The 19,385-nt window shown below is 60.0% G+C and carries 19 protein-coding genes and 1 pseudogene; 5 read left to right on the top strand and 15 right to left on the bottom strand.

What is annotated here, in order from left to right:
• Positions 1 to 14: 14 nt before the first annotated feature.
• The 3 genes from FY152_26560 to FY152_26570 all read right to left on the bottom strand — a co-directional run bounded on the left by FY152_26560 (position 15) and on the right by FY152_26570 (position 1,606).
• On the bottom strand, positions 15 to 197 hold the full coding sequence (locus tag FY152_26560; GenBank protein UXS35701.1) for a hypothetical protein: 183 nt from the start codon (positions 195 to 197) through the stop codon (positions 15 to 17).
• A 40-nt stretch (positions 198 to 237) separates the two neighbouring features.
• Complete coding sequence (locus tag FY152_26565) at positions 238 to 1,098, bottom strand: DeoR/GlpR transcriptional regulator (protein ID UXS35702.1); 861 nt, start codon at positions 1,096 to 1,098, stop codon at positions 238 to 240.
• 85 nt (positions 1,099 to 1,183) lie between these two features.
• A complete protein-coding gene (locus tag FY152_26570; GenBank protein UXS35732.1) occupies positions 1,184 to 1,606 on the bottom strand; it encodes a RidA family protein in 423 nt (140 codons plus the stop codon).
• A 385-nt stretch (positions 1,607 to 1,991) separates the two neighbouring features.
• Between FY152_26570 and FY152_26575 the strand changes: the two genes are divergently transcribed.
• The 5 genes and pseudogenes from FY152_26575 (at position 1,992) to FY152_26595 (ending at position 8,537) form a co-directional block, all read left to right on the top strand.
• A complete protein-coding gene (locus tag FY152_26575) occupies positions 1,992 to 2,933 on the top strand; it encodes an ABC transporter permease (GenBank protein UXS35703.1) in 942 nt (313 codons plus the stop codon).
• Complete coding sequence (locus FY152_26580) at positions 2,930 to 3,811, top strand: ABC transporter permease (protein ID UXS35704.1); 882 nt, start codon at positions 2,930 to 2,932, stop codon at positions 3,809 to 3,811. The genes FY152_26575 and FY152_26580 overlap by 4 nt, the downstream gene beginning before the upstream one ends.
• Positions 3,811 to 5,577 carry an ABC transporter ATP-binding protein gene (locus tag FY152_26585; GenBank protein ID UXS35705.1) on the top strand — a complete coding sequence of 589 codons (1,767 nt, stop codon included), beginning with the start codon at positions 3,811 to 3,813 and terminating at the stop codon, positions 5,575 to 5,577. The genes FY152_26580 and FY152_26585 overlap by 1 nt, the downstream gene beginning before the upstream one ends.
• A gap of 114 nt (positions 5,578 to 5,691) precedes the next feature.
• Entirely contained in the window at positions 5,692 to 7,260 is a 1,569-nt protein-coding gene (locus FY152_26590; GenBank protein ID UXS35706.1) for a polyamine ABC transporter substrate-binding protein, read from the top strand.
• Between the two features lie 229 nt (positions 7,261 to 7,489).
• A pseudogene (locus tag FY152_26595) lies at positions 7,490 to 8,537 on the top strand (aldo/keto reductase).
• A gap of 184 nt (positions 8,538 to 8,721) precedes the next feature.
• Here FY152_26595 and trbI read toward each other — a convergent pair.
• Genes trbI through traI form a run of 12 tightly spaced genes read right to left on the bottom strand, consistent with a single transcriptional unit; the run spans position 8,722 to position 19,022 of the window.
• Positions 8,722 to 10,035 carry an IncP-type conjugal transfer protein TrbI gene (gene trbI / locus FY152_26600; protein UXS35707.1) on the bottom strand — a complete coding sequence of 438 codons (1,314 nt, stop codon included), beginning with the start codon at positions 10,033 to 10,035 and terminating at the stop codon, positions 8,722 to 8,724.
• 11 nt (positions 10,036 to 10,046) lie between these two features.
• Complete coding sequence (locus FY152_26605; protein ID UXS35708.1) at positions 10,047 to 10,523, bottom strand: conjugal transfer protein TrbH; 477 nt, start codon at positions 10,521 to 10,523, stop codon at positions 10,047 to 10,049.
• Positions 10,523 to 11,347: a P-type conjugative transfer protein TrbG gene (trbG, locus tag FY152_26610; GenBank protein ID UXS35709.1), complete on the bottom strand. Its 825-nt coding sequence runs from the start codon at positions 11,345 to 11,347 to the stop codon at positions 10,523 to 10,525. Before trbG ends, FY152_26605 begins: the two co-directional genes overlap by 1 nt.
• Positions 11,348 to 11,393: 46 nt before the next feature.
• The gene (locus FY152_26615; GenBank protein ID UXS35710.1) at positions 11,394 to 12,056 is read right to left on the bottom strand and encodes a conjugal transfer protein TrbF; all 663 of its coding nucleotides are present in this window, start codon (positions 12,054 to 12,056) and stop codon (positions 11,394 to 11,396) included.
• A 14-nt stretch (positions 12,057 to 12,070) separates the two neighbouring features.
• A complete protein-coding gene (gene trbL, locus FY152_26620; protein UXS35711.1) occupies positions 12,071 to 13,258 on the bottom strand; it encodes a P-type conjugative transfer protein TrbL in 1,188 nt (395 codons plus the stop codon).
• On the bottom strand, positions 13,252 to 13,479 hold the full coding sequence (gene trbK, locus FY152_26625) for an entry exclusion protein TrbK (GenBank protein ID UXS35712.1): 228 nt from the start codon (positions 13,477 to 13,479) through the stop codon (positions 13,252 to 13,254). The genes trbL and trbK overlap by 7 nt, the downstream gene beginning before the upstream one ends.
• Entirely contained in the window at positions 13,476 to 14,285 is an 810-nt protein-coding gene (trbJ, locus tag FY152_26630) for a P-type conjugative transfer protein TrbJ (protein ID UXS35713.1), read from the bottom strand. The genes trbK and trbJ overlap by 4 nt, the downstream gene beginning before the upstream one ends.
• On the bottom strand, positions 14,257 to 16,725 hold the full coding sequence (locus FY152_26635; protein ID UXS35714.1) for a VirB4 family type IV secretion/conjugal transfer ATPase: 2,469 nt from the start codon (positions 16,723 to 16,725) through the stop codon (positions 14,257 to 14,259). Before FY152_26635 ends, trbJ begins: the two co-directional genes overlap by 29 nt.
• 10 nt (positions 16,726 to 16,735) lie before the next feature.
• The gene (locus tag FY152_26640; GenBank protein UXS35715.1) at positions 16,736 to 17,035 is read right to left on the bottom strand and encodes a conjugal transfer protein TrbD; all 300 of its coding nucleotides are present in this window, start codon (positions 17,033 to 17,035) and stop codon (positions 16,736 to 16,738) included.
• On the bottom strand, positions 17,028 to 17,429 hold the full coding sequence (locus tag FY152_26645) for a conjugal transfer protein TrbC (GenBank protein UXS35716.1): 402 nt from the start codon (positions 17,427 to 17,429) through the stop codon (positions 17,028 to 17,030). The genes FY152_26640 and FY152_26645 overlap by 8 nt, the downstream gene beginning before the upstream one ends.
• Positions 17,419 to 18,390 (bottom strand): P-type conjugative transfer ATPase TrbB, encoded by a 972-nt coding sequence (gene trbB / locus FY152_26650; GenBank protein ID UXS35717.1) that lies wholly within the window; start codon positions 18,388 to 18,390, stop codon positions 17,419 to 17,421. Before trbB ends, FY152_26645 begins: the two co-directional genes overlap by 11 nt.
• Entirely contained in the window at positions 18,387 to 19,022 is a 636-nt protein-coding gene (gene traI / locus FY152_26655; protein UXS35718.1) for an acyl-homoserine-lactone synthase, read from the bottom strand. The genes trbB and traI overlap by 4 nt, the downstream gene beginning before the upstream one ends.
• Positions 19,023 to 19,385 lie beyond the last annotated feature (363 nt).

Below are 19,385 nucleotides of genomic sequence, written 5' to 3' on the forward strand. Positions count from 1 at the left end.
AGACTTACGATCTTTCAGCCGCCGGCATCCATATCCAGCTCGATCTCGGGCTGGGGCAGGTCAGCAAATTCGAGATCTTCTTGGATGGCCGCCAGCTCAGCCCGTTTCACACGGTTCCCTGGATAGGGTAACCTCCCTCGAATGCGTGCCGTCGCCTCAAGCAGTTCAAGGTTTAGAAAGGGCAGGGAGCCGATCATACGATCTCCGGACGAAATAATCGGAGGAGGACGGTTTCGACTACACTTCCTGTTCTGAAGGAGACTCCTCAAGGAATGGCGCGATCACCAGTTCGTCTACGAGTGCAGAATATCTGTCGCGATCATCCTGCGGTAGCCCTTCATCCGTGATGATACGCTTGATCTGCTTCATTGGAACCACGCTGTAGATCTTGCGACTGCCGAACTTGCTGCTGTCGATGATCAGCGTCGTCTCTATCGCGGCTCCCACCATGGCTCTTTGAAGCTGGACGAGATCCAGCCATGTGTCCGTCGGTCCGCTAGGATCCACAGCATGCGTACAGAGAAAATAGTGATCGCAATTCAATTCGCGTACGAACTTGGTGCTGGTTTCACCAAGAAGGACGTAAGCGCCGTGCCTGCATGTCCCACCTGGAACAACCACTGAGATCGGGTCCCGGTTAGCGAGGATCGCGGCAACCTGGACATCGTTGGTGATGACAGTGAGCGGAATTGCGAGCTCAGCAATCGCATGGGCGAGAAGATGCGAGGTCGACTTCGAGTCGATGAGAACGCTCTGTCCCGGCTGCAGAATGCTGGCGGCCGCTTTCGCGATCGCGCGCTTTTCCTCAACCGAGGTGTTGCGCGCTTCCTCCATCCGCTGCTCGTAGGTCGTGTTCTGCCGAACGCGGACAGCGCCCCCGTGGGTTCGTTTGAGCAGTCCGTCCGCCGCCAGCGAATCCAGATCGCGTCGGATGGTAGAAATTGACGCATTCAGACGCCGGGCGAGATCCTGCGTGGAAGCAACCGAATTGGTCGAAAACCAATCCAGAATCTTCGAGCGCCGTTCCGCGGGAAGAAAATCGTCGTCCTGAGCAACATTCTTATCGTTCAAGCGTGTTCTCGCTGTTCTCACTGCCATGATCATTTACTATGCGAGAAATCGGATGGATGGAAGGTTTCATTCATTTGGGAGGCCGGCTTGCGCCGACCTTCCAGCCGAAAAATCACTGGCTGATGTCGATCAGCTTCGCTTCGACAGCGCCAGCTCCCTTGTAAGCCTGCACTTCGATCTCGACCTTGAACTCGTCGTTCCCGAGCGGCGTGCACAGGACCGTGCGGGCCGGGTCGATGCCCCTGAAACGCTCGCCGACGTAGGCCATCACAGTCGGAGCGTCTGCAACGTTCGGGATGTAGATCGTTGAATTGATGACATCCTTTAGGGATGCGCCGACAGAGGCAAGGGCCCGCTCGATGTTGTTGAAGCACTGAGTTGCCTGTTCCACCGGGTCGGTGGACATCTCGCGCGTCTTGTAATTGCGGCCTGCGGTGTTGGAGACGTAGATCCAGTTATCTACGGCCACGATACGCGAATAGCTCTCCTTCGTTTCGTAAAGGCTGCCAGACTTAACCTTGATGACCTCGACCATTTCTTTCCTCATTGGGTTAGATGAATCACACCAGCCTGCCGGATGGCGCTAGACCAGCGCATTCGCCACATGGCGCCCACGCTCGCTCACCGCGCCAATGCAGTGAACGATCATGAAATATTGGGAATGATCATAATCCGCAAGCTCAAATCATCAAAAAACGTCATAAAACTTCGAATATGATAAAAATCTTCCGCGAAACGCCGCTTACTATTGACGTTTTCTGAACCAATGGCATTATGCGCTGCAAGTCTGGTGTGGTAAGCGGCAATAAATTGCAGCTTTCGACCTCGCCACGCCCGGGGCTGCCATCCAAGCGTCCCTCTGGCTTTTTTGAACGATTGGGAGCAGTGCGGACGAACGCGCGCCCCTGGGGAGCGAAATCATGTTAATCTACCTGGCGAAGCGGCTAGGGTTTGCTGTTGTGACCCTCCTGAGCGTTCTCACGCTCATCTTCCTAATGGTCCGGATACTTCCTGGTGACCCCGTGCTCATGATCCTGGGTGATCAGGCTAGTGCGGAGAGCGTCGCGGCTTTGCGGCAGCGTCTCGGTCTCGATCAATCGATCGGCCTTCAGTATGTTCACTTTCTAGCGAATGCCGTGACAGGTGACCTCGGCAATTCGATGGTATCGGGTCGGCCAGTCACGGAGGAGGTCTTGAACGTCCTCCCTTACACGCTGGAACTGACCTTCGCCTCCCTGGTGGTGGGCCTGGCGCTCGGAGTTCCGACGGGAGTATGGGCGGCGGTGAAGCGCAGCAAGCTGCCGGACTACATTCTCCGGCTGATCTCGCTTATCGGGCTGTCGCTTCCGGGCTTCGTCTCCGCGATCGTCCTGCTGATCGTGTTCGCCATCAATCTCCGCTGGTTTCCCGTGATCAGCGCTGGTGGTGATGAAGGTATCGTCAACCGCCTCTGGCAGATGACGCTGCCGGTCGTCTCGCTCGCGCTGATCATGATGGCCTACATCACGAGAGTGACGCGTTCCGCGATGCTCGAGGTGCTCAACCAGGATTTCGTTCGCACTGCACGAGCGAAAGGGGCGAGACCTGCTGTCGTCATCTGGAGACATGCTCTCGGAAACTGCCTGATTCCAATCAGCACTGTCGTCGGCCTCTACCTCGGCATCCTGATCGGTAACTCGGTTCTCACCGAAATCGTCTTCTCGCGGCCCGGTCTTGGCAAACTGATCCTGACCGCGCTGAGCCAGCGGGACTACACGCTGCTTCAAGGCATGGTGGTCGTCTACACGCTAATCGTCGTGATCGTGAACCTCGCGACAGATCTCACTTACGGTCTCTTTGATCCAAGGGTGCAGTACAAATGAGCAATTCCACCGTTCCTTCGACGAGTCCCGACCAAGGGTCGCGGAAAGCCACAAGCTTCCTCATTCGCATGAACCCATCCATGTGGATCGGCACGGCCATAATCGTGGCGCTCGTTGCCGCCGCCATCCTGGCGCCGCAGATATCTTTCTATCCGCCTGCCAAGCAAAACCTGTTCGATCAACTCTCTCCGCCAGGGGCTGACTACCTCCTCGGCGCGGATCAGTTCGGCCGCGATATCTGGACCCGGCTGGTCTATGGTGCGCGCTACTCGCTGCTGATCGGCTCTCTCGCCGTTCTTGCCGCAATGGTGATCGGCACCTTCATCGGAATGATCGCCGGATTCAGGGGAGGGAGGATCGACATCATCCTCATGCAGGTGATGGATGTCATCCTGGCCTTCCCGTCGCTGATCCTCGGTATAGCTCTAGTTGCCCTCATGGGCGCCACGATGACGAACATCATTGCCGCCATCGCGTTCACGTCCGTCCCCGCATTCGCCCGCGTTGCGAGAGCCGCCGTCCTGACACAGCGCGACAGGGAGTACGTGCAGGCGTGCAGCGCCATGGGTTTCTCCGGACCGCGAATTCTGTTCCGTCACATACTCCCGGCCATTCTCCCGGAGGTGATGGTGCTGGCCTCGCTTTGGATGGCGAACGCAGTGAGGACGGAGGCATCACTGGCTTTCGTCGGGCTCGGTATTGCGCCGCCTGCGCCGACCTGGGGCGGCATGGTGCGGGACGGCTTCCAGGTCATCCTGAGTTCTCCATACCTTGCCCTGTTTCCGAGCCTGGCGATCCTGCTGCTCGTTCTGGCATTCAATCTGATCGGTGACGGTCTGCGCGACCTTATCGATCCCCGAATGAAGGATTCTCACTGATGACCCAGCCCGCGGTACTCTCAGTAAAGAACCTCAAGGTGGCCTTCGGCAGGAAGCAGGTCGTCCATGATTTGAGCTTCGACATAGCGCCAGGGTCGACACTGGCTGTGGTGGGCGAGTCCGGGTCCGGCAAGAGCGTAACCTCGCTGGCGATCATGGGCTTGCTGCCGGATGGCGTTGCCAAGGCCAGCGGATCGATCAAGCTGGACGGCCGCGAGCTTCTCTCCCTGACGGAAACAGAGATGTGCGGTATCCGTGGGGGCAAGATCAGCATGATCTTCCAGGAACCGATGACATCGTTGAATCCCGTCCAGAAGGTCGGCGTTCAGATCGGAGAAGTCATTAGCATTCACCGCGGCCTCCGCGGCAAGGAACTGCGCAACGCCGTCCTTGAAATGCTCAGGAAGGTCGGCATCCCGGATCCCGAGCGGCGGATCAACAACTATCCGCATACCTTCTCCGGCGGCATGCGCCAGCGCGTGATGATCGCCATGGCACTCGCCTGCAATCCTTCGGTGATCATTGCGGACGAGCCGACCACGGCGCTCGACGTAACCGTTCAAGCCCAGATACTCGAGCTTCTGAAGGAACTTCAACGCGAGACGAACGTCGCGCTTCTCTTCATCACGCACGACATGGGCGTGGTCGCCGAGATCGCCGACCGCGTGCTCGTCATGCGTGCCGGACAGGTTGTGGAGTCGGGTTCAGTCGAAACTGTCTTCACGGAGCCGGAGAGCCCTTACACCCGCGTCCTGATCGAAGCCGCTCCCTCGGTTGCGGGGAAGCTGATCGCTATCGATCAGCCGACCTCCAAGATCGACGGTCTTCCTCTTTCCTACGATGGGGGAGGACCGGTCCTGGAAGTTCGCGACCTCAGCGTTCGCTTCCCTCTACGCGGAGGGCTTCTCGGAACGGTGCAGGGCAACGTGCACGCGGTGGAGAAGGTGTCGTTCGCGATCGGCAAGGGCGAGACGCTCGGGCTTGTCGGAGAGTCCGGGTCTGGCAAGTCGACGATTGGAAAGGCGATAATCGATCTCGCGCCGCGGCATGGAGGAACGATCGTCGTGGACGGTCGCACGGTCGACTACTCCGAGCACGCAAGCTTGGCCGCGTTGCGCCGCGATGTTCAGATGATCTTTCAGGACCCGTTCGGTTCGCTCGACAGCCGTCAGACGGTCGGATCTGCCATCATGGAACCCATGCACGTGCACGGAATAGCCTCCGGCCCGGCGCTGCGCGAGAAGATGGAATGGCTCCTTCAGAAAGTCGGTCTGGACCCCGCACGCGCCTCCAGCCTTCCGCACGAGTTCTCAGGAGGGCAGCGCCAGAGGATTTGCATAGCAAGAGCCCTTGCAATGTCGCCCAAGTTGATCATTGCAGATGAAGCCGTCTCGGCACTGGATGTTGCGATCAAGGGTCAGATCATCGATCTGATGATGGACCTCCAGTCGGATTTCGGCATCTCGTATCTCTTCATCAGCCACGACATGGCGGCCATTGAGAAGATCTGCAACAGGGTTGCCGTCATGTATTTCGGAGAGCTGGTCGAGATCGGCAGCCGCGATGATGTTATCGGCCGTCCGGGTCACAGCTACACCAAGCGCCTGCTTTCGGCTGTCCCGATCACGCATCCGAGCCAGCGCTCCAAACGGACTGTGGCGACACCTCAGTCCCAGCCGCCCGCCAGCCCGATCAAGCCGCTCGGGTTCACTCCGGACGGACAGCAGTGGGCCGCGGTGGACGAGAGGCATTTCGTGCGCGTTTGACAAGATCGGGCGACGAGATGGCTGCGCCCGGTCAGCCTTGCCGAGACACGCATAGGATACTGCGGTGGATGGTCCAGATGCAGGTAAAATTCATCAGTGAAAAGGGGAGTTCGCATGAAATACAAAGCTTACTGGACATCTGTGGCTATCGCCGTCGGCGTGGTGGGAGGCATCGCTTCGCTTCCGAACGTGGCCTACGCCGCGAAGACGGAACTTTCCATGGGAGTAGCCGCCGAAGATGTGACAACGCTTGATCCGCACTTCGCGACGACCACATCGGATCGGACGCTGGCATCATACGTGTTCGGCGCCCTGGTCCGTTTTGCCCCCGGCTCGGCAAACCCCTCCACGATCGAACCCGACCTGGCGGAAAGCTGGAGCCCGAGTGCAGACCAACTGGTCTGGACATTCAAGCTCCGACCGGGTGTCAAGTGGCAGTCGGGCTTCGGGGATGTGAACACAGACGACGTCGTGTTCAGCCTGGAGAAGGCCCGGGACCCCAAGCGCTCGGCCTTCTCTGGAGACTATGCTGCCATCCAGAAGGTTGAAGCGGTCGATGCGAGCACCGTTCGCATCACGCTTTCCAAGCGAGTCCCCAGCCTGCTGGCGCTTCTCTCTAACTACTCGGGCGGCTTCATCATTTCGAAGAAGGCCTACGAAGAGCGTGGGGAAGACTTTAAGCGTCGTCCAGTCGGTTTCGGCCCGTTCCAAGTGGCATCCGTGCAGCCCGGTCAGTCCGTGACTTTGACGGCTTATGCTGAGTACTTCAGAGGGAAGCCCAAGCTTTCGAAGGTGACCTACAGGTTCCTCAACAATGACGCTGCTCGCGATCTGGCATTCGAGTCCGGCGAACTCGATGTCGAGCAAGGCAATCAAGATCAGCGTTGGTTGACGCGGCTCGAGGCAAATCCAGAAAACCGGGTCGATACCATTGAGCCGGCGGAACTGAATGTCCTTCACGTCAACATAACAAAGCCACCCTTCAACGACATCCGTGTCCGTCAGGCTCTCGCTCATGCGGTGAACGCGGCGCAGATTGCTAAGTACAGAGGCGATCGCGTTAACCGGGCAGTCCCGTCGGTCATCCCGTCGAACAATCTCGGCTTCAATCCCGACGCAGGGGTTTTGGAATACGACCCTGCGAAGTCGAAGGCCCTGCTGGCTGAAGCCGGGTTCCCGAACGGGATAACCGTCACCATGCTCGCCAGCCAGTTGCCGGGCCTGGAGAGCCTGGCGCAACTGGTTCAGGCTCAGGCCGCCGAGGGCGGTATCACCCTCACTCTCCAACCCGTCGAACACGCGACCTGGCACCAGATGATCCGCAAGGATCTGAGCCCCATCGTCCTCTACGGCGCGGCGCGGTTCCCGATTGCCGACTACTACCTCACGCAGTTCTACCACTCGAACAGCGAGATCGGAAAACCGACCGCCGTCGTAAACTTCAGTCATTGCAACGTCGCCGACGAGCAGATCGAGGCTGCTCGTACCGAAGTCGATCCGGCCAAGCAGATCGAACTTTGGAAAGAAGCGCAAAAACTGATCGTCGGCAATGTGTGCGCGATCCCTCTCACCGAAAACCTGGGGGCCTGGGCCAGAAAGAGCAAGCTCAATTGGGGCTTCGAGATGAAGGGATCCATGCCGTCGGCGCCGCTCATCACGGAACAGACGTATTTCGCAGACTGAACTCGGCTTCCGGGTCATAAGGGAACTCACTGAATAACTGCGGTTTGGTGGGAGCCGGCTCCGCGATCGGCCTCGGTGAATTCTGAAAGCTTCCTCCCGGAGAAGGGTGGTCGGCCGACCTTCGCAGCGATGTCGAAGGACGGGCGATCGCCCTTCGGGAGCGTGACTGCGCCTGCCGAGCCGCTGCGGCATCAAGAATCGATTCCGCAGTTTACGGAGGGATGACGTAATGGAATATCGACAGCTAGGCCGCTCAGGTCTCAGGGTTTCAACGATCACGATGGGCACGATGACCTTGGGGGGGCGCGGAAGGTCGGAGATCTTGGTGTCCCCGAAGCTCAAAGGCTCGTCGACGTGTGTATCGATGCAGGTGTCAACCTGATCGATACCGCAGATGTGTACTCGGACGGGAAGTCCGAAGAGATCATTGGTGAGGTTCTTGGTGGCAAACGCAAGAACGGCGTCCTTGTTGCCACGAAGGCGCGCTTCCCGATGGGCAAGGGTCCCAACGACGCAGGCAACTCCCGGCACATCTCATCGAAGCGTGTGAAGCCAGCCTCAAACGGCTGAAAACCGATGTCATCGACCTGTATCAGTTGCACGAATGGGATGGGCACACGCCACTTGACGAAACCATGGAGGCGCTCGATACCCTCGTTCGTCAGGGCAAAGTGCGCTACATCGGTTGCTCCAACTTCTCGGACTGGCACATCATGAAGGTAATGGGTGTCAGCGAAGCGCGATAGACGCGAGCGGTTCGTAAGCCAGCAGGTCCACTACACCCTCGAAGCCCGTGATGCAGAATACGAGCTTCTTCCTGTGACCGTCGACCAGGGCCTTGGCGTGCTCGTGTAGAGCCCGCTCTCGGGGGGCCTTCTTTCAGGCAAGCATCGTCGCGACCAGGCAGCCCCAGAAGGTAGCCGTCAGCTCGCTGGTTGGAAGGAACCGCCGATCCGCGATGAAAACCGACTGTGGAACATTGTCGACAAGCTCGTCGAAATTGCCGACGGCCGAGGCATCTCCGTTGCCCAGGTTGCGCTTGCCTGGCTCATCGGCCTGAAGCCCATCACTTCCGTTGTTATCGGCGGTCGCACCGAGGCGCAGTTCAAGGACAACCTCGCCGCGGCGGAGCTGATCTTGACTGCCGAGGAACGGCAGCGGTTGGACGACGTGAGCCTTCCGCCTCTGATCTACCCCTATTGGCACCAGAGGAATGAGGCGAAGGATCGCCTGAGCGCGCCGACCTTGAACTCCTGGCGCCTCATCTCAAGCGGTAAAGATGAATGATCGGCGGCCAACCGCCGATCATTCATCTTGGACTCGAATCGCGTGAGAGCTGGATTTCGAGAGGCACGATCGAAACTAGAAATGTTAAATGGCTTGGCACGTGAAGGGAACGCGGGCCTAGATGATGGCGCGCACATCACCTTTTCGAAGCCATGCCAAAGCTTTGATTCATTATCACTTTTTGTAAATGCTCGGAAATACTATGTCCTGATCAACCAGGACATTAAAGTTGTATCCCGGCCGGATTTCCAGCGTGGGCTGGACATCCATATTGCGCTGGATTGTCCGGTCCGCAACCCGCCCGAACGTCTCCGCGAAATTCCGCCTGGCGGCATCCGAGGCGGTGTCCTGGGTCGCCAGCGTCGAACTCTGCGGCACGGCCATGTCGATCCCGGTTCCGATCAGGGCAATCAGCACGGCCGAACCAAACGTTTTGAGGTAGTGGTTATCCACCTTATCGTTAAACCCGCCATAACCTTCAGCGTCCGTTCCCGCCATGCCGCCGATCTGCAGAGTCGCGCCGTTCGGAAAGATAATATCGGACCAGACGACGAGTACGCGGCTCTGGCCGAACGATACCTTGCTGTCGTAACGGCCGAGCAGTTTCGTCCCTTGCGGGATCAGCAGGCGATGTCCGGTTGCGCTGTCATAGACGTTCTGGCTCACCTGCGCGGTAATTCGGCCGGGCAGATCCGAATTTATGCCTGATATCAGTGTTGCCGGGATGACCGAGCCTCGTTTCAGTTCGTAGAGTGACTGCTGCGGCACGACGCGATTTGGCAGATAGCCGAGGTCCTTAAGATCGGCGTTGAAGAAGTCTTCCTTGCTGTTCTGCCCGTTGGGATCGATGTTTTGACCGCCGAGGCCGGCGCGTAAGGCGGCGGCATACAGATCGGAAGCTCCTGTCGTTGAAGTCGAGTTCGCTGCTGTTCTGTTTGCTATGACCTCGTCTGTTGTTGCTCGAGCTTCCAGCTTGCCGCGATCGATGGCGAGCGGCGCATCATAGGCAGCATCGTTGGCCTGCATGCGCGCCATGTGCTGGCGCTGTCTTTCACGGAGATATTGCTCCCGTTGCTCGCGCTCGAGGCGTGCACGCCAGACCGCCTCCGGCTCCAGTTCTTGTCCGCGCCGCTGTTCCTGACGCTTCTCCGGAGTCGCGGTGAACGGATTACTCGCCTTTTCGTCCACCTGCTTCGTCTCGACAGGGGTCGGCTGAAACGTCGTCTGTTGCTGCGGTTCGTCGATAATACCGTCGGTGACACCGCGCTTGATCTGATCGGCAAAAGTTGAGGCGGGATCGCCGGAACTGGTCTCCGGGCCTTTATCCCTCCCGAAATAAAGCCCGCGCGAGGCGAGCCCATAGAAGATGATGGCGAGGAAGGCGACTGCCAGCACGATGACGACGACGATCGGCAGGCGATTGATCCGGCGAATGCCTGATGCCGCCTGACTGTTCTGCGCGCCGCCGAGGTTGAGGGATTGCACCATGATATTCGCCCTCACCCGCGCCGCATCAGCGAAAGCGCGCTCGTCGCCATGGCACCGGTCGAAGTCACCGTGTAAGCGCGGCCGAGTTCGACGCTGTTGGTCGAAAGGCGCGCCAGTACCTGCCCGTCGAATGGTATGATCACATAGGCAAGTGGGAGGACGGTCGCTCCGCTATCCGTCTTCTGGTCGGTGACGACCGCATAGCCCCATCCCTTCAGCGCCGCGTCCAGTGCCTGACCGAAGGGTGAAGTATCGACCTTTAGTGCAACGGTTGCCTTGCCCGGCCCGATCTGTTCGACAAGACGGCTGACCATGTCGCCAGCAATGGCGCTCGCCGCCGGTCCAGAGATTTCGGGCGGCGCGTTGCTGGCGACAAGACCTTCTGTATCGATCGATTGGCACCCAGAAAGGAGGATGGCGAGGATGCAGGCGGCAGCAAGGCCAGTTTTATGGTTCAGCGGGCGTCGCATGAAGGCAAGAATCTTCATCACCGCCCTCCCCTGCTGATCGTCACCTTTTGTTGTTTCCAGCCGACGCCCGAGACGAGCACCGCGCGATCGATGTTGTAATCGACCACCATCATATTGCTCTTCATGCGGTAGTTGACGATACGGTTCTGGCCACCGGAGACGACGAAGAGAACCGGCGCATCCTGACCCGAGATCGACCGCGGGAACTGGATGTAGGTTTTCAGGCCATCGGAATAGACCCGTGTCGGCCGCCAGCCGGCACTGCCCGATATGGAATAGGAAAAGCTTAAGTGCTCCGCCGGCACCCCGGCGCCGGGGATCGTACTGGCTTCAAGCCGAGCGTTGACGTCGGCGAGTTTCGTGGAAACATCCTCGGGATATTCGAAGCCGACACGGGCCATATATTGCGTGGGATGCGACTTGAGCTGGATATGATATGTCCGCCGGGATGTGGTCACGACCATCGAAGTGACGAGCTCCGGTTCCGATGGCTTGACGATCAGGTGGATGGCCTGGCCGCCGGCCGCGCCCGATGTCGCCGGCTCTACTTTCCAGCGGACCGTATCCCCGACCAGCACATCGCGCACCACCTCGCCGCCCTGAAGTTCGATATCGCAGACCTGCAGCGGTGAGCAGACGACGGACGGCTGAACCTCGCCATAGAGAAAGATCACCTTACCGTCCGCGCCTTTGGTGACCAGACCCTTCGACCCGCGCCATTGGGTCGAAAGCCCCAAGCCCTTCCCCTCATTGGGGCTGACGCCATCAGCGGAGAACGCCTCTGACGCGTTGATGAGGGAAACGACCAAGAATGCAGAAAGGATCGCGGTGGCATTCAGCATGACTGATAAAAATCGAAGTCTAGAATTCATGTTCAGGTCATGCCTTTCAAAGCTGTGCAGTCCAGTCGAAATCGCGGAGATAGAGACCAATGGGATTGAGACGGATGATGCCTTCGTCCTGGGGCGGCGTCAGCGTCACAGTGGCAATGCCGCGGAAGCGGCGTGTCGCCGTTTCCTTGCCTCGGCGATCGCGCTCGAATTCGGTCCAGTCGACCTGATAGCTCTGGTTCGATAGCGCGACGATGTTGTTGACCTCGATGGCCACGGTCGCTGTCTTCGCCTTTTCGAACGGCGAATTCGAGCGGAACCAGGCATTGACCTTTTCGGTCGCCGGATCGGATGTCCGCAGCAGCCCGTAGGTCCGGTCGATATATTGTTTCTGGACGAGGGCGTCGGGCGTGACGGAGCGGAAGTTCGAGACGAAACTGCCGAGCGTGGCACGCACCACGCGCGGATCGGCATATTCGATCTGTTGCGGAAAGCCGGCATTGACGGCCGTGCCGAGCTTGTCGACCTCGACGATATAGGGGATCAGCTTCACCTGCGTGCTCTGGTAGAGCGCATAGCCGAAACCGATCACCGCCATTGTCATGCCGGTGATGCCGACGATGCGCCAGGCGGCGGCCGCTTTCACATACGAGCCGTAGCGCTCGTTCCATTCGTTTCGCGCAGCGATATAGGGATTGTCTGGTGGAGTGGTTCCAGCCATGCGCTGTCAGCCTCTTATTTCTTGTCATTGATCGGTGGTGGCGGCGGTGTACCAGGCCGGCCGGATTGCTGATCGAGCTTGGCGTTGGCGAGGCCGAGCATCGAACCGGCATAGGCGCCGGGCGAGCCAATGGCCTTGTCCTTGGCAGCCGAGCCAACTGCGCCGGCCGCGCCGCCGACTCCGGCTTCCAGGCCACGCATGGCGGCACTTGCCAAAGACGCTCCGCCTGCCCTTGCGGCACTTGCTGCCTCAAATCCCCGATTTGCCGCGCCGATCGTCAGGAACCCGGCGCCGAGTGCTGCGGATGCGGCCTGCCCGCCATGGCGGATGGCTTCCATGCCGCCGCCTACCGACGCACCCTGCACCACGCCCTGAAGGATCGGCGGGACGTACATGGCGATGACAAAGATCACGACCGAAATCCCGGCGATGGCAAGCGTCGTGATGAACTGTTCGGAGGTGGCCGTCGGCGCTTCGGCCAGACCGAGCAGGATGTCGGAGCCGATCTTGGCGATCATCACCATCGCCATGAGCTTCATGCCAACCGAAAAAGCATAGACCAGATATTTGACGGCAAAATCCTTGGTGTAGGACGAGCCGCCAAGCCCGAGCATGATCATGCCGGCAAGCAGACCAACATACATCTCGACCATGACGGCGACGAAGATTGCCGCAACGAGCGAGAACGACACGACGACAACCACCATGGCAAACACGGCGGCGATCGCCAGCGCGTTGTCCTCGAAGACGCCGAACTTCGCCTGCTCCGACATTTTGGTCGCAACGCGGATTCCGGCATCAAAGATATTGGCGGGTGAGGCCGAACCGCTGCCGGCGCCGATCTGATAGAGGCTGTCGACCACGGCTTTGGCAAACGCTGGCCCTTCGTTGAGGATGAAGGCGAAGAGACCGATGAACATGATGCGCTTGACGAGTTCCGCAAACCAGCTATCGAGCGAGGCGGCATTGATCGCCAGCCACACAGCGGCGATCCCGACCTCAATCCCGGCTAGGATCCAGAACAGCGAACGTGCCGCATTCATCACGGTCGTCTCCCAGCCCTTGGCGGCCGTCACGACGGAGTTTTCCAATGTGGTGAGCACTGCGCCCTGCTGTGCAAGGGCCGACGTGCTTGCGACAAGGGCAACGCCGATTGCAATGAGGGTAAGTTCAAGTCGGCGGGAGGTGCGGACGATTACCATCGTGGCTTCATCTCCTGCCCGCCGCGGATGTCGCGGGTGGTATCACCACTGAGGAACTGCTCGCGATGTTGGCGCTTTTCTTCATCGGAGGCGGGACCGGTTGCGGCCGCACCTGAACCGGATATCGAGGTCGGCTCGGGCTGGATCAGCTTCCAGCTGACAGCGCCACCCGCAGCGACGATCCCTGCGCCCACGAGGATAATGATCAGGCGCGGGCTCACCACCGAGGCTCCATCGTCTGTCCTCCGCGGATATCCTGCTCTGTGCCGCCGAAGAACTGTTCACGACGCGCCTGCGCCAGATCCTTTTGCGCCTGCTCGGACTGGAACCATGTGCCCATCATGGTCATCTGCTGGGAAACGAGACCGCGAAGCTTTTGCATCTGCGCCACCTGCTGTGCGGCGATCTGATGCCCGACCTGCAGCGCCTTCATCTGGCCGTCGGATGATTCCGACATGGAGCGCAACGACGACATGGTGCTTTCCTCGCTGGAGAATTGTTCGGCTGTCAGGTTCGCGGCCTTGAGCGTCCCGGCGATCGTATCGCGGTTGGTGTCGGACCAGCTCTGGTAGGTCGAGGAAAAGCTCGCGCCGTCAGGCAGGTTGCTTTTCATCTCGGAAAAACTCTGGAAACGCTGCTTCAACACATCGTCGATATTGCCCATCGAAAAGGCGACGCCCTGCCCCTGGTTAACGACGCTTTGCAGGCTCTGCAGGTCGCCTTCGACCTGGCCCCAGATATGGTTCGGAAGCTGCGCGGTATTCTGCAGCATGTTCTGGTAGATCTTGAGCTGGTTCTGGATCTGCTCGGCCAGCTGTGAGATCTGGGTGATCTGGTTGTTGACCTGCTCCGCCGATTCGCCGACCAGTGAGATGAGTTCGGTGTTGTTGGCGAGCTGCGTCCATTCGGTCGCCTGACCGGTCACGCCGCCCGCCACAGCTGGCATCGGTGAGGTACTTGAGAGAAGGATGGCCGCAATCATCGCGTGGCGGGCTAGTCTAGTCGGCCGGGAAGAGTGTATCGGCATGGGCGATCCCCCTTTGCTGGAGCCATTGAAGAGGCCATGCGGCCCCGTGTTCTGAATGAAGCGCGCGGATGCGCTTCAGATCTTCCTTGCCGGACGCTCCGACGAAGGAGAGCGCTACTGGTCCTAGCGCCATGTCGAAGAGACGACGGCCCTCCGGAGAGACGACGTAATAATCTCGCTTCGGAATGGCGGTCGCGACGATCTCGATCTGGCGCTCGTTGAAGCCGATGCGCTCGTAGAATTCCCTCGTGCCCGGCTCTCGGGCCGCCCCGTTCGGCAGGCAAATTTTGGTCGGGCAGCTCTCCTTCAGGACGTCGATGATGCCGGAGCGCTCCGCGTCCGAGATCGACTGCGTGGCGAGTACGACCGCGCAATTGGCTTTTCGCAGGACCTTCAACCATTCGCGGATCTTGTCGCGAAAGGTCGGATGACCGAGCATCAGCCAGGCTTCATCGAGGATAATCAGGCTTGGAGCACCTGTCAGTCGCTTCTCGACCCGCCGGAACATATAGAGCAGGACCGGTACGAGATTGCGCTCGCCCAGGTTCATCAGCTCCTCGACCTCGAAGCACTGGAAGGCCCCCAGCGCCAGTCCGTCCTCCTCCGCGTCGAGCAGCTGACCCATCGGGCCGTCGACGGTGTAATGGTGGAGCGCATCCTTGATCTCGCGCATCTGGACGCCGGAGACGAAGTCCGAGAGCGAGCGGCCGCGCGATTCCGCCATCAGCGCCAGTTGCCTGGAGATGGCGTTGCGATAGTCGGGTGTGACAGTGACCCCTTGCAGGGCAACGAGCGTCTCGATCCACTCGGCCGCCCAGGCGCGATCGCCGTCCGTCGAGAGTTCTGCGAGCGGGCAGAAGGCCAGCCGCGGCGAGGCCCCCTCCCCTTCTCCGGCCGCGTCGCCGCCGATCTCGTAGTGATCGCCACCGATCGCCAGCGTCAACGGCAGCATCGACCGCCCCTTGTCAAAGGCAAATATCTGCGCCCCCGCATAGCGTCGGAACTGCGCCGCGATCAGCGAAAGCAATGTCGACTTCCCCGAACCCGTCGGGCCAAAGACCAGCGCATGCCCGACATCATCGACATGCAGGTTCAGACGGAACGGCGTCGAGCCGCTGGCGACCTGCATGAGCGGCGGTGAACCGGCCGGATAGAACGGGCAAGGTGCGACAGGACTTCCCGACCAGATCGAGTTCAGCGGGATGAGGTCGGCGAGATTACGGGTGTTGACCAGTGGCTCGCGGATGTTGGCATAGGAGACGCCGGGCAGGCTGCCGAGGAAAGCGTCGGTCGCGTTAAGCGTCTCGATCCGGGCGCCAAAACCCTCGGCCTGGATCAGGCGACGGATCGCCTCGCACTTTTCCTGAAGGCGTGGTTGCTGTTCATCGAACAGGACGATGACCGGCGTGTAATAGCCATAGGCGACAAGCTGTGACGCGGCTTGAGCGATTGCATCCTCGGTCTCGGCCACCATCATCATGGCGTCCTGGTCGACGGAGCGGCTCTGGGTCTGGAAAAGCTGGTCGAAAAACGGCCTGACCTTCTGCTGCCACTTCTTGCGGGTGCGCTCCAGCCTCGAGCGTGCCTCCTGCTCATCGAGAAAGACAAAGCGCGACGACCATCGATAGGTGAGCGGCATCAGGTCGAGGCTGTTCAGTATCCCCGGCCAGCTCTCCGCGGCTAAGCCGTCAATGGCGACGACCCCGAGAAAGCGATTCTCGACGGTCGGGGTCAGACCGTGCTGCAGCTCGGCCGTGACCAGCCAGTCAAGATACATCGGGATATCCGGGAGCCGGACTGGATGGTTCTCACCGGTGATGCAGAAGCGGATGAACTGGAACAGCTCGTCGTAGCGGGCCATCCGGAAACCCCCGCGCTCTTCGGTTTCGCTCGTCACCATGCGGCGGATGGAGACGACATTAGCAAGGTACTGCTCAACCTCGCGGATCGAGGTCCGGAAAGACTCGAGCGCCGTGTCGGCATAGGTGGCCGAGCGGCTGGCAGTGTCGGAATAGACGTAGCGCGCCAGGCCGGAGCGCCGAGGCTCGGGCGGCCGCCAGGTTAGGATCAGCGCGTGCCGGCTCTCGAAATGTCCGCTCTCCCTCTCAAAGTGAGACCTGCGCTCGGCGTCAATCGCACGCGTCACCGGATCGGGGAAATGGCAGGCGTCCTCTGCCGGATAGTCGATCGTCGGGACGCGCAACGCTTCGACCTGTATCATCCAGCCCGAGCCCAGCCGGGAGAGGATCATATTGATCTGCCGGCTGACCTCATTGCGCTCGGCGTCGGTCGAACTTTCGCTGTCCGGCCCGGCAAAATACCAGCCAGCCATCAGCGAGCCTTCCTTCAGCAGGATCACGCCGTTGTCGACCAGTCCAGCATAGGGAACCAGGTCGGCGAAGGACGGGCCGGAGTGTCGGAACTGTTTCAGTGCCACCATGCCCGCGACCTCAGAACTTGCGCCAGGGCGTCGAGGTCGGCCGATAGTGGGACCGATAGGAGACATGCCGCAGATAAACGCGGCGCATCAGCGGGTCGGATTTCGCCATCATGCGAAGGGCCGCGACCGCAACGAGCCAGATCGCGACGCCGAACAATGCGGCGTACCACGTCAGCACGACGAAGATCAGGATCACGGCGGCAAGCCCGGTGAGCAATACCAGCTCGCGGTCGGCGCCCATCAGCAGGTTCGGGCGCGACAGCGCCCGGTGGACCCGAGAACGGGCAAGGTTGGAACCCGGCTCAGCCATGGGCCCCCTCCCCTTGCGCGCGAAGCATTACCGGTTCGATGATCCCAGGCCCGGTTCGAGCCTCTATCTCGCCAATCGAAGCGCCAGTTGCGCCGAACAGGGCGACGATCTGTGTCGCACCGAGCAGAACGCCGCCAACGAGGGCGACGTAGCAAAGCCGCCTTGCGAAATCATTCAACTCGCCCCCGAAGATCAGCATGCCGCCGGCGATCGCGACTGCGGCGAGTGCGATGAAGCCGGCAACCGGCCCGGTGATCGATTGCTGGATTTGCTGAAGCGGGGATTCCCACGGCAGACTGCCGCCTGAAGAGGCGAAGGCCGGATCCGCCAAACCGATGAAAGAGACGGCGGCGAATGCCGCAAGCGCGATGGCAATCCTGATCTTATGCGACATGACTATCCTCATCGATCTGCGCGTAGTGCTCGGTTCGGTAGCGGGCGTTTGCGAAACCCTCGACATGGATGACCTCACGGACCCGCCTCCCCTTCCCCGTTCGTTCTATCGAGACGATCAGGTCCACCGCCTCGCCGATCACTTCCTGCATGGGCTGCTGGCTCACCTCCGCGGTCAATTGTTCGAGCCGGCGAAGCGCCGACATCGCCGTGTTCGAGTGGATGGTGGTGACGCCGCCCGGATGCCCGGTGTTCCAGGCCTTGAGTAGCGTGAGGGCCGCCCCGTCGCGCACCTCACCAACGATGATCCGGTCGGGCCGCAGACGCATGGTGCTCTTGAGAAGCCGGGCCATATCGATCGTGTCGCTCGTGTGGAGCGCGACCGCGTTCTCGGCGGCGCATTGGATCTCCGCCGTGTCTTCGAGAATGACGATCCGATCGTCCGGCGCATTCGCTACGATTTCGGCAATGACCGCGTTGGCAAGCGTCGTCTTGCCCGAACCGGTGCCGCCAGAAATCACAATGTTCATGCGAGAAGCGATCGCGCTGCGCAGAACCGATACCTGCGCCGCCGTCATGATCTTATGCTTCACATAGTCGTCGAGCGGGATCAGGCGCGAGGCCCGCCGCCGGATAGTGAAACTCGGTCCGGAAACCACTGGCGGCAGCAGGCCCTCGAAACGATGGCCGCCGATCGGCAATTCGCCGGAGATGATCGGTTGCTCGTCGTCGGCTTCTGATTGTAGTGCGTGCGCGACGCTGCCAATGATCACTTCTGCCGCGGCCGGGCTGAGCAAACCTGCAGGGGCCACGCCATGGCCCAGGCGCTCGATGAAGAGCTTGCCATCGGGGTTGAGCATGATCTCGACGACCGTTGCGTCATCGAGCGCGACGCAGAGCTGGTCGCCGAGTGCGTCCTGGAGTTTGCGGACGAGACGGGAGTGAGAGCGCAGCTGGGTCACGCGGCACTCCTGATCGCTGCCACGTCGATCCGGGGGATAGAATAGTAGCCCGGAGGGCAAACCTGCTCGAAGCTGGCACGATCGGCTGGCAGTCTTCCGGCAATGGCAATGGTGTTGCCGATCGCGGTGGGTTCACCAAGCCGGCGCATCGGCCATCCAGCACGCTTCAGGATGCGCTCGAAACGAAGATCGGTCGCCGTGACGATCTCCGTGTAGCCGCTGGCCATCGACCATTCAATGATACCGGCGAATAAGGTAAGAGTCGCCAGGTGCAGCTGGCTCGCATCTCTCCGTGAGACGAGGGAGGTGTCGACGCAGAAGCGAGAGCTCTCTACCATTCCGGAATGCGCTGCGAGCGAGCCCATTTCGAGGAGTTGCGAAAAAGTCTGCTCCAGCATCGTAGGCCCGCAAGCCGGAAGAAGTCTGACGCATCCGGCGACCCGCCCACTGTCAGTAATCGCCAGAAGGTAGCTCGGCATGAAATTATCGTATTGGTCGCGCTCTTCCCCAGCGATGATGGAGACGTCCCATTCGAGACGGCCACCGAACACCGTCGCGCGAAGGCGGTGCATCTGTTTGAGGAAGCTTCGATACCGTTCGTATTGGTCCGGCGAAACTGTGAGTATCCGCATCGTAATCTCCGCATGAACAGGTCATGCGAACAGAAATCATCTCACGGTGCGTTTGCCTACGTGCAGATTTGCACCTCAGGTGATTCTACCGAGTCGGTGTTCCAAGGCGCGAAATGCGAGCGGGTGAGGCCGGCCAGACGCCGACAAGGTTGTGCAGATCTGCACTTGGTGCCACGTCGCACAGAAGAAGGGAATCGGTCTAACTCACAGATAGCATTTGAAGAATCGGGATTTAGTGTGATTTCGATTGAAACGCGCGTAACCTTTCATTAACCAAAAACGTCTTGCAACCTCACCCGCATTAGGTAATCGTCACGGATAAATGGCAATACGCGCCAATTAACCGTGACAAGAGATAACACC

Source organism: Agrobacterium tumefaciens (assembly GCA_025560025.1).
In the GTDB taxonomy this organism is placed as follows: Bacteria; Pseudomonadota; Alphaproteobacteria; order Rhizobiales; family Rhizobiaceae; genus Agrobacterium.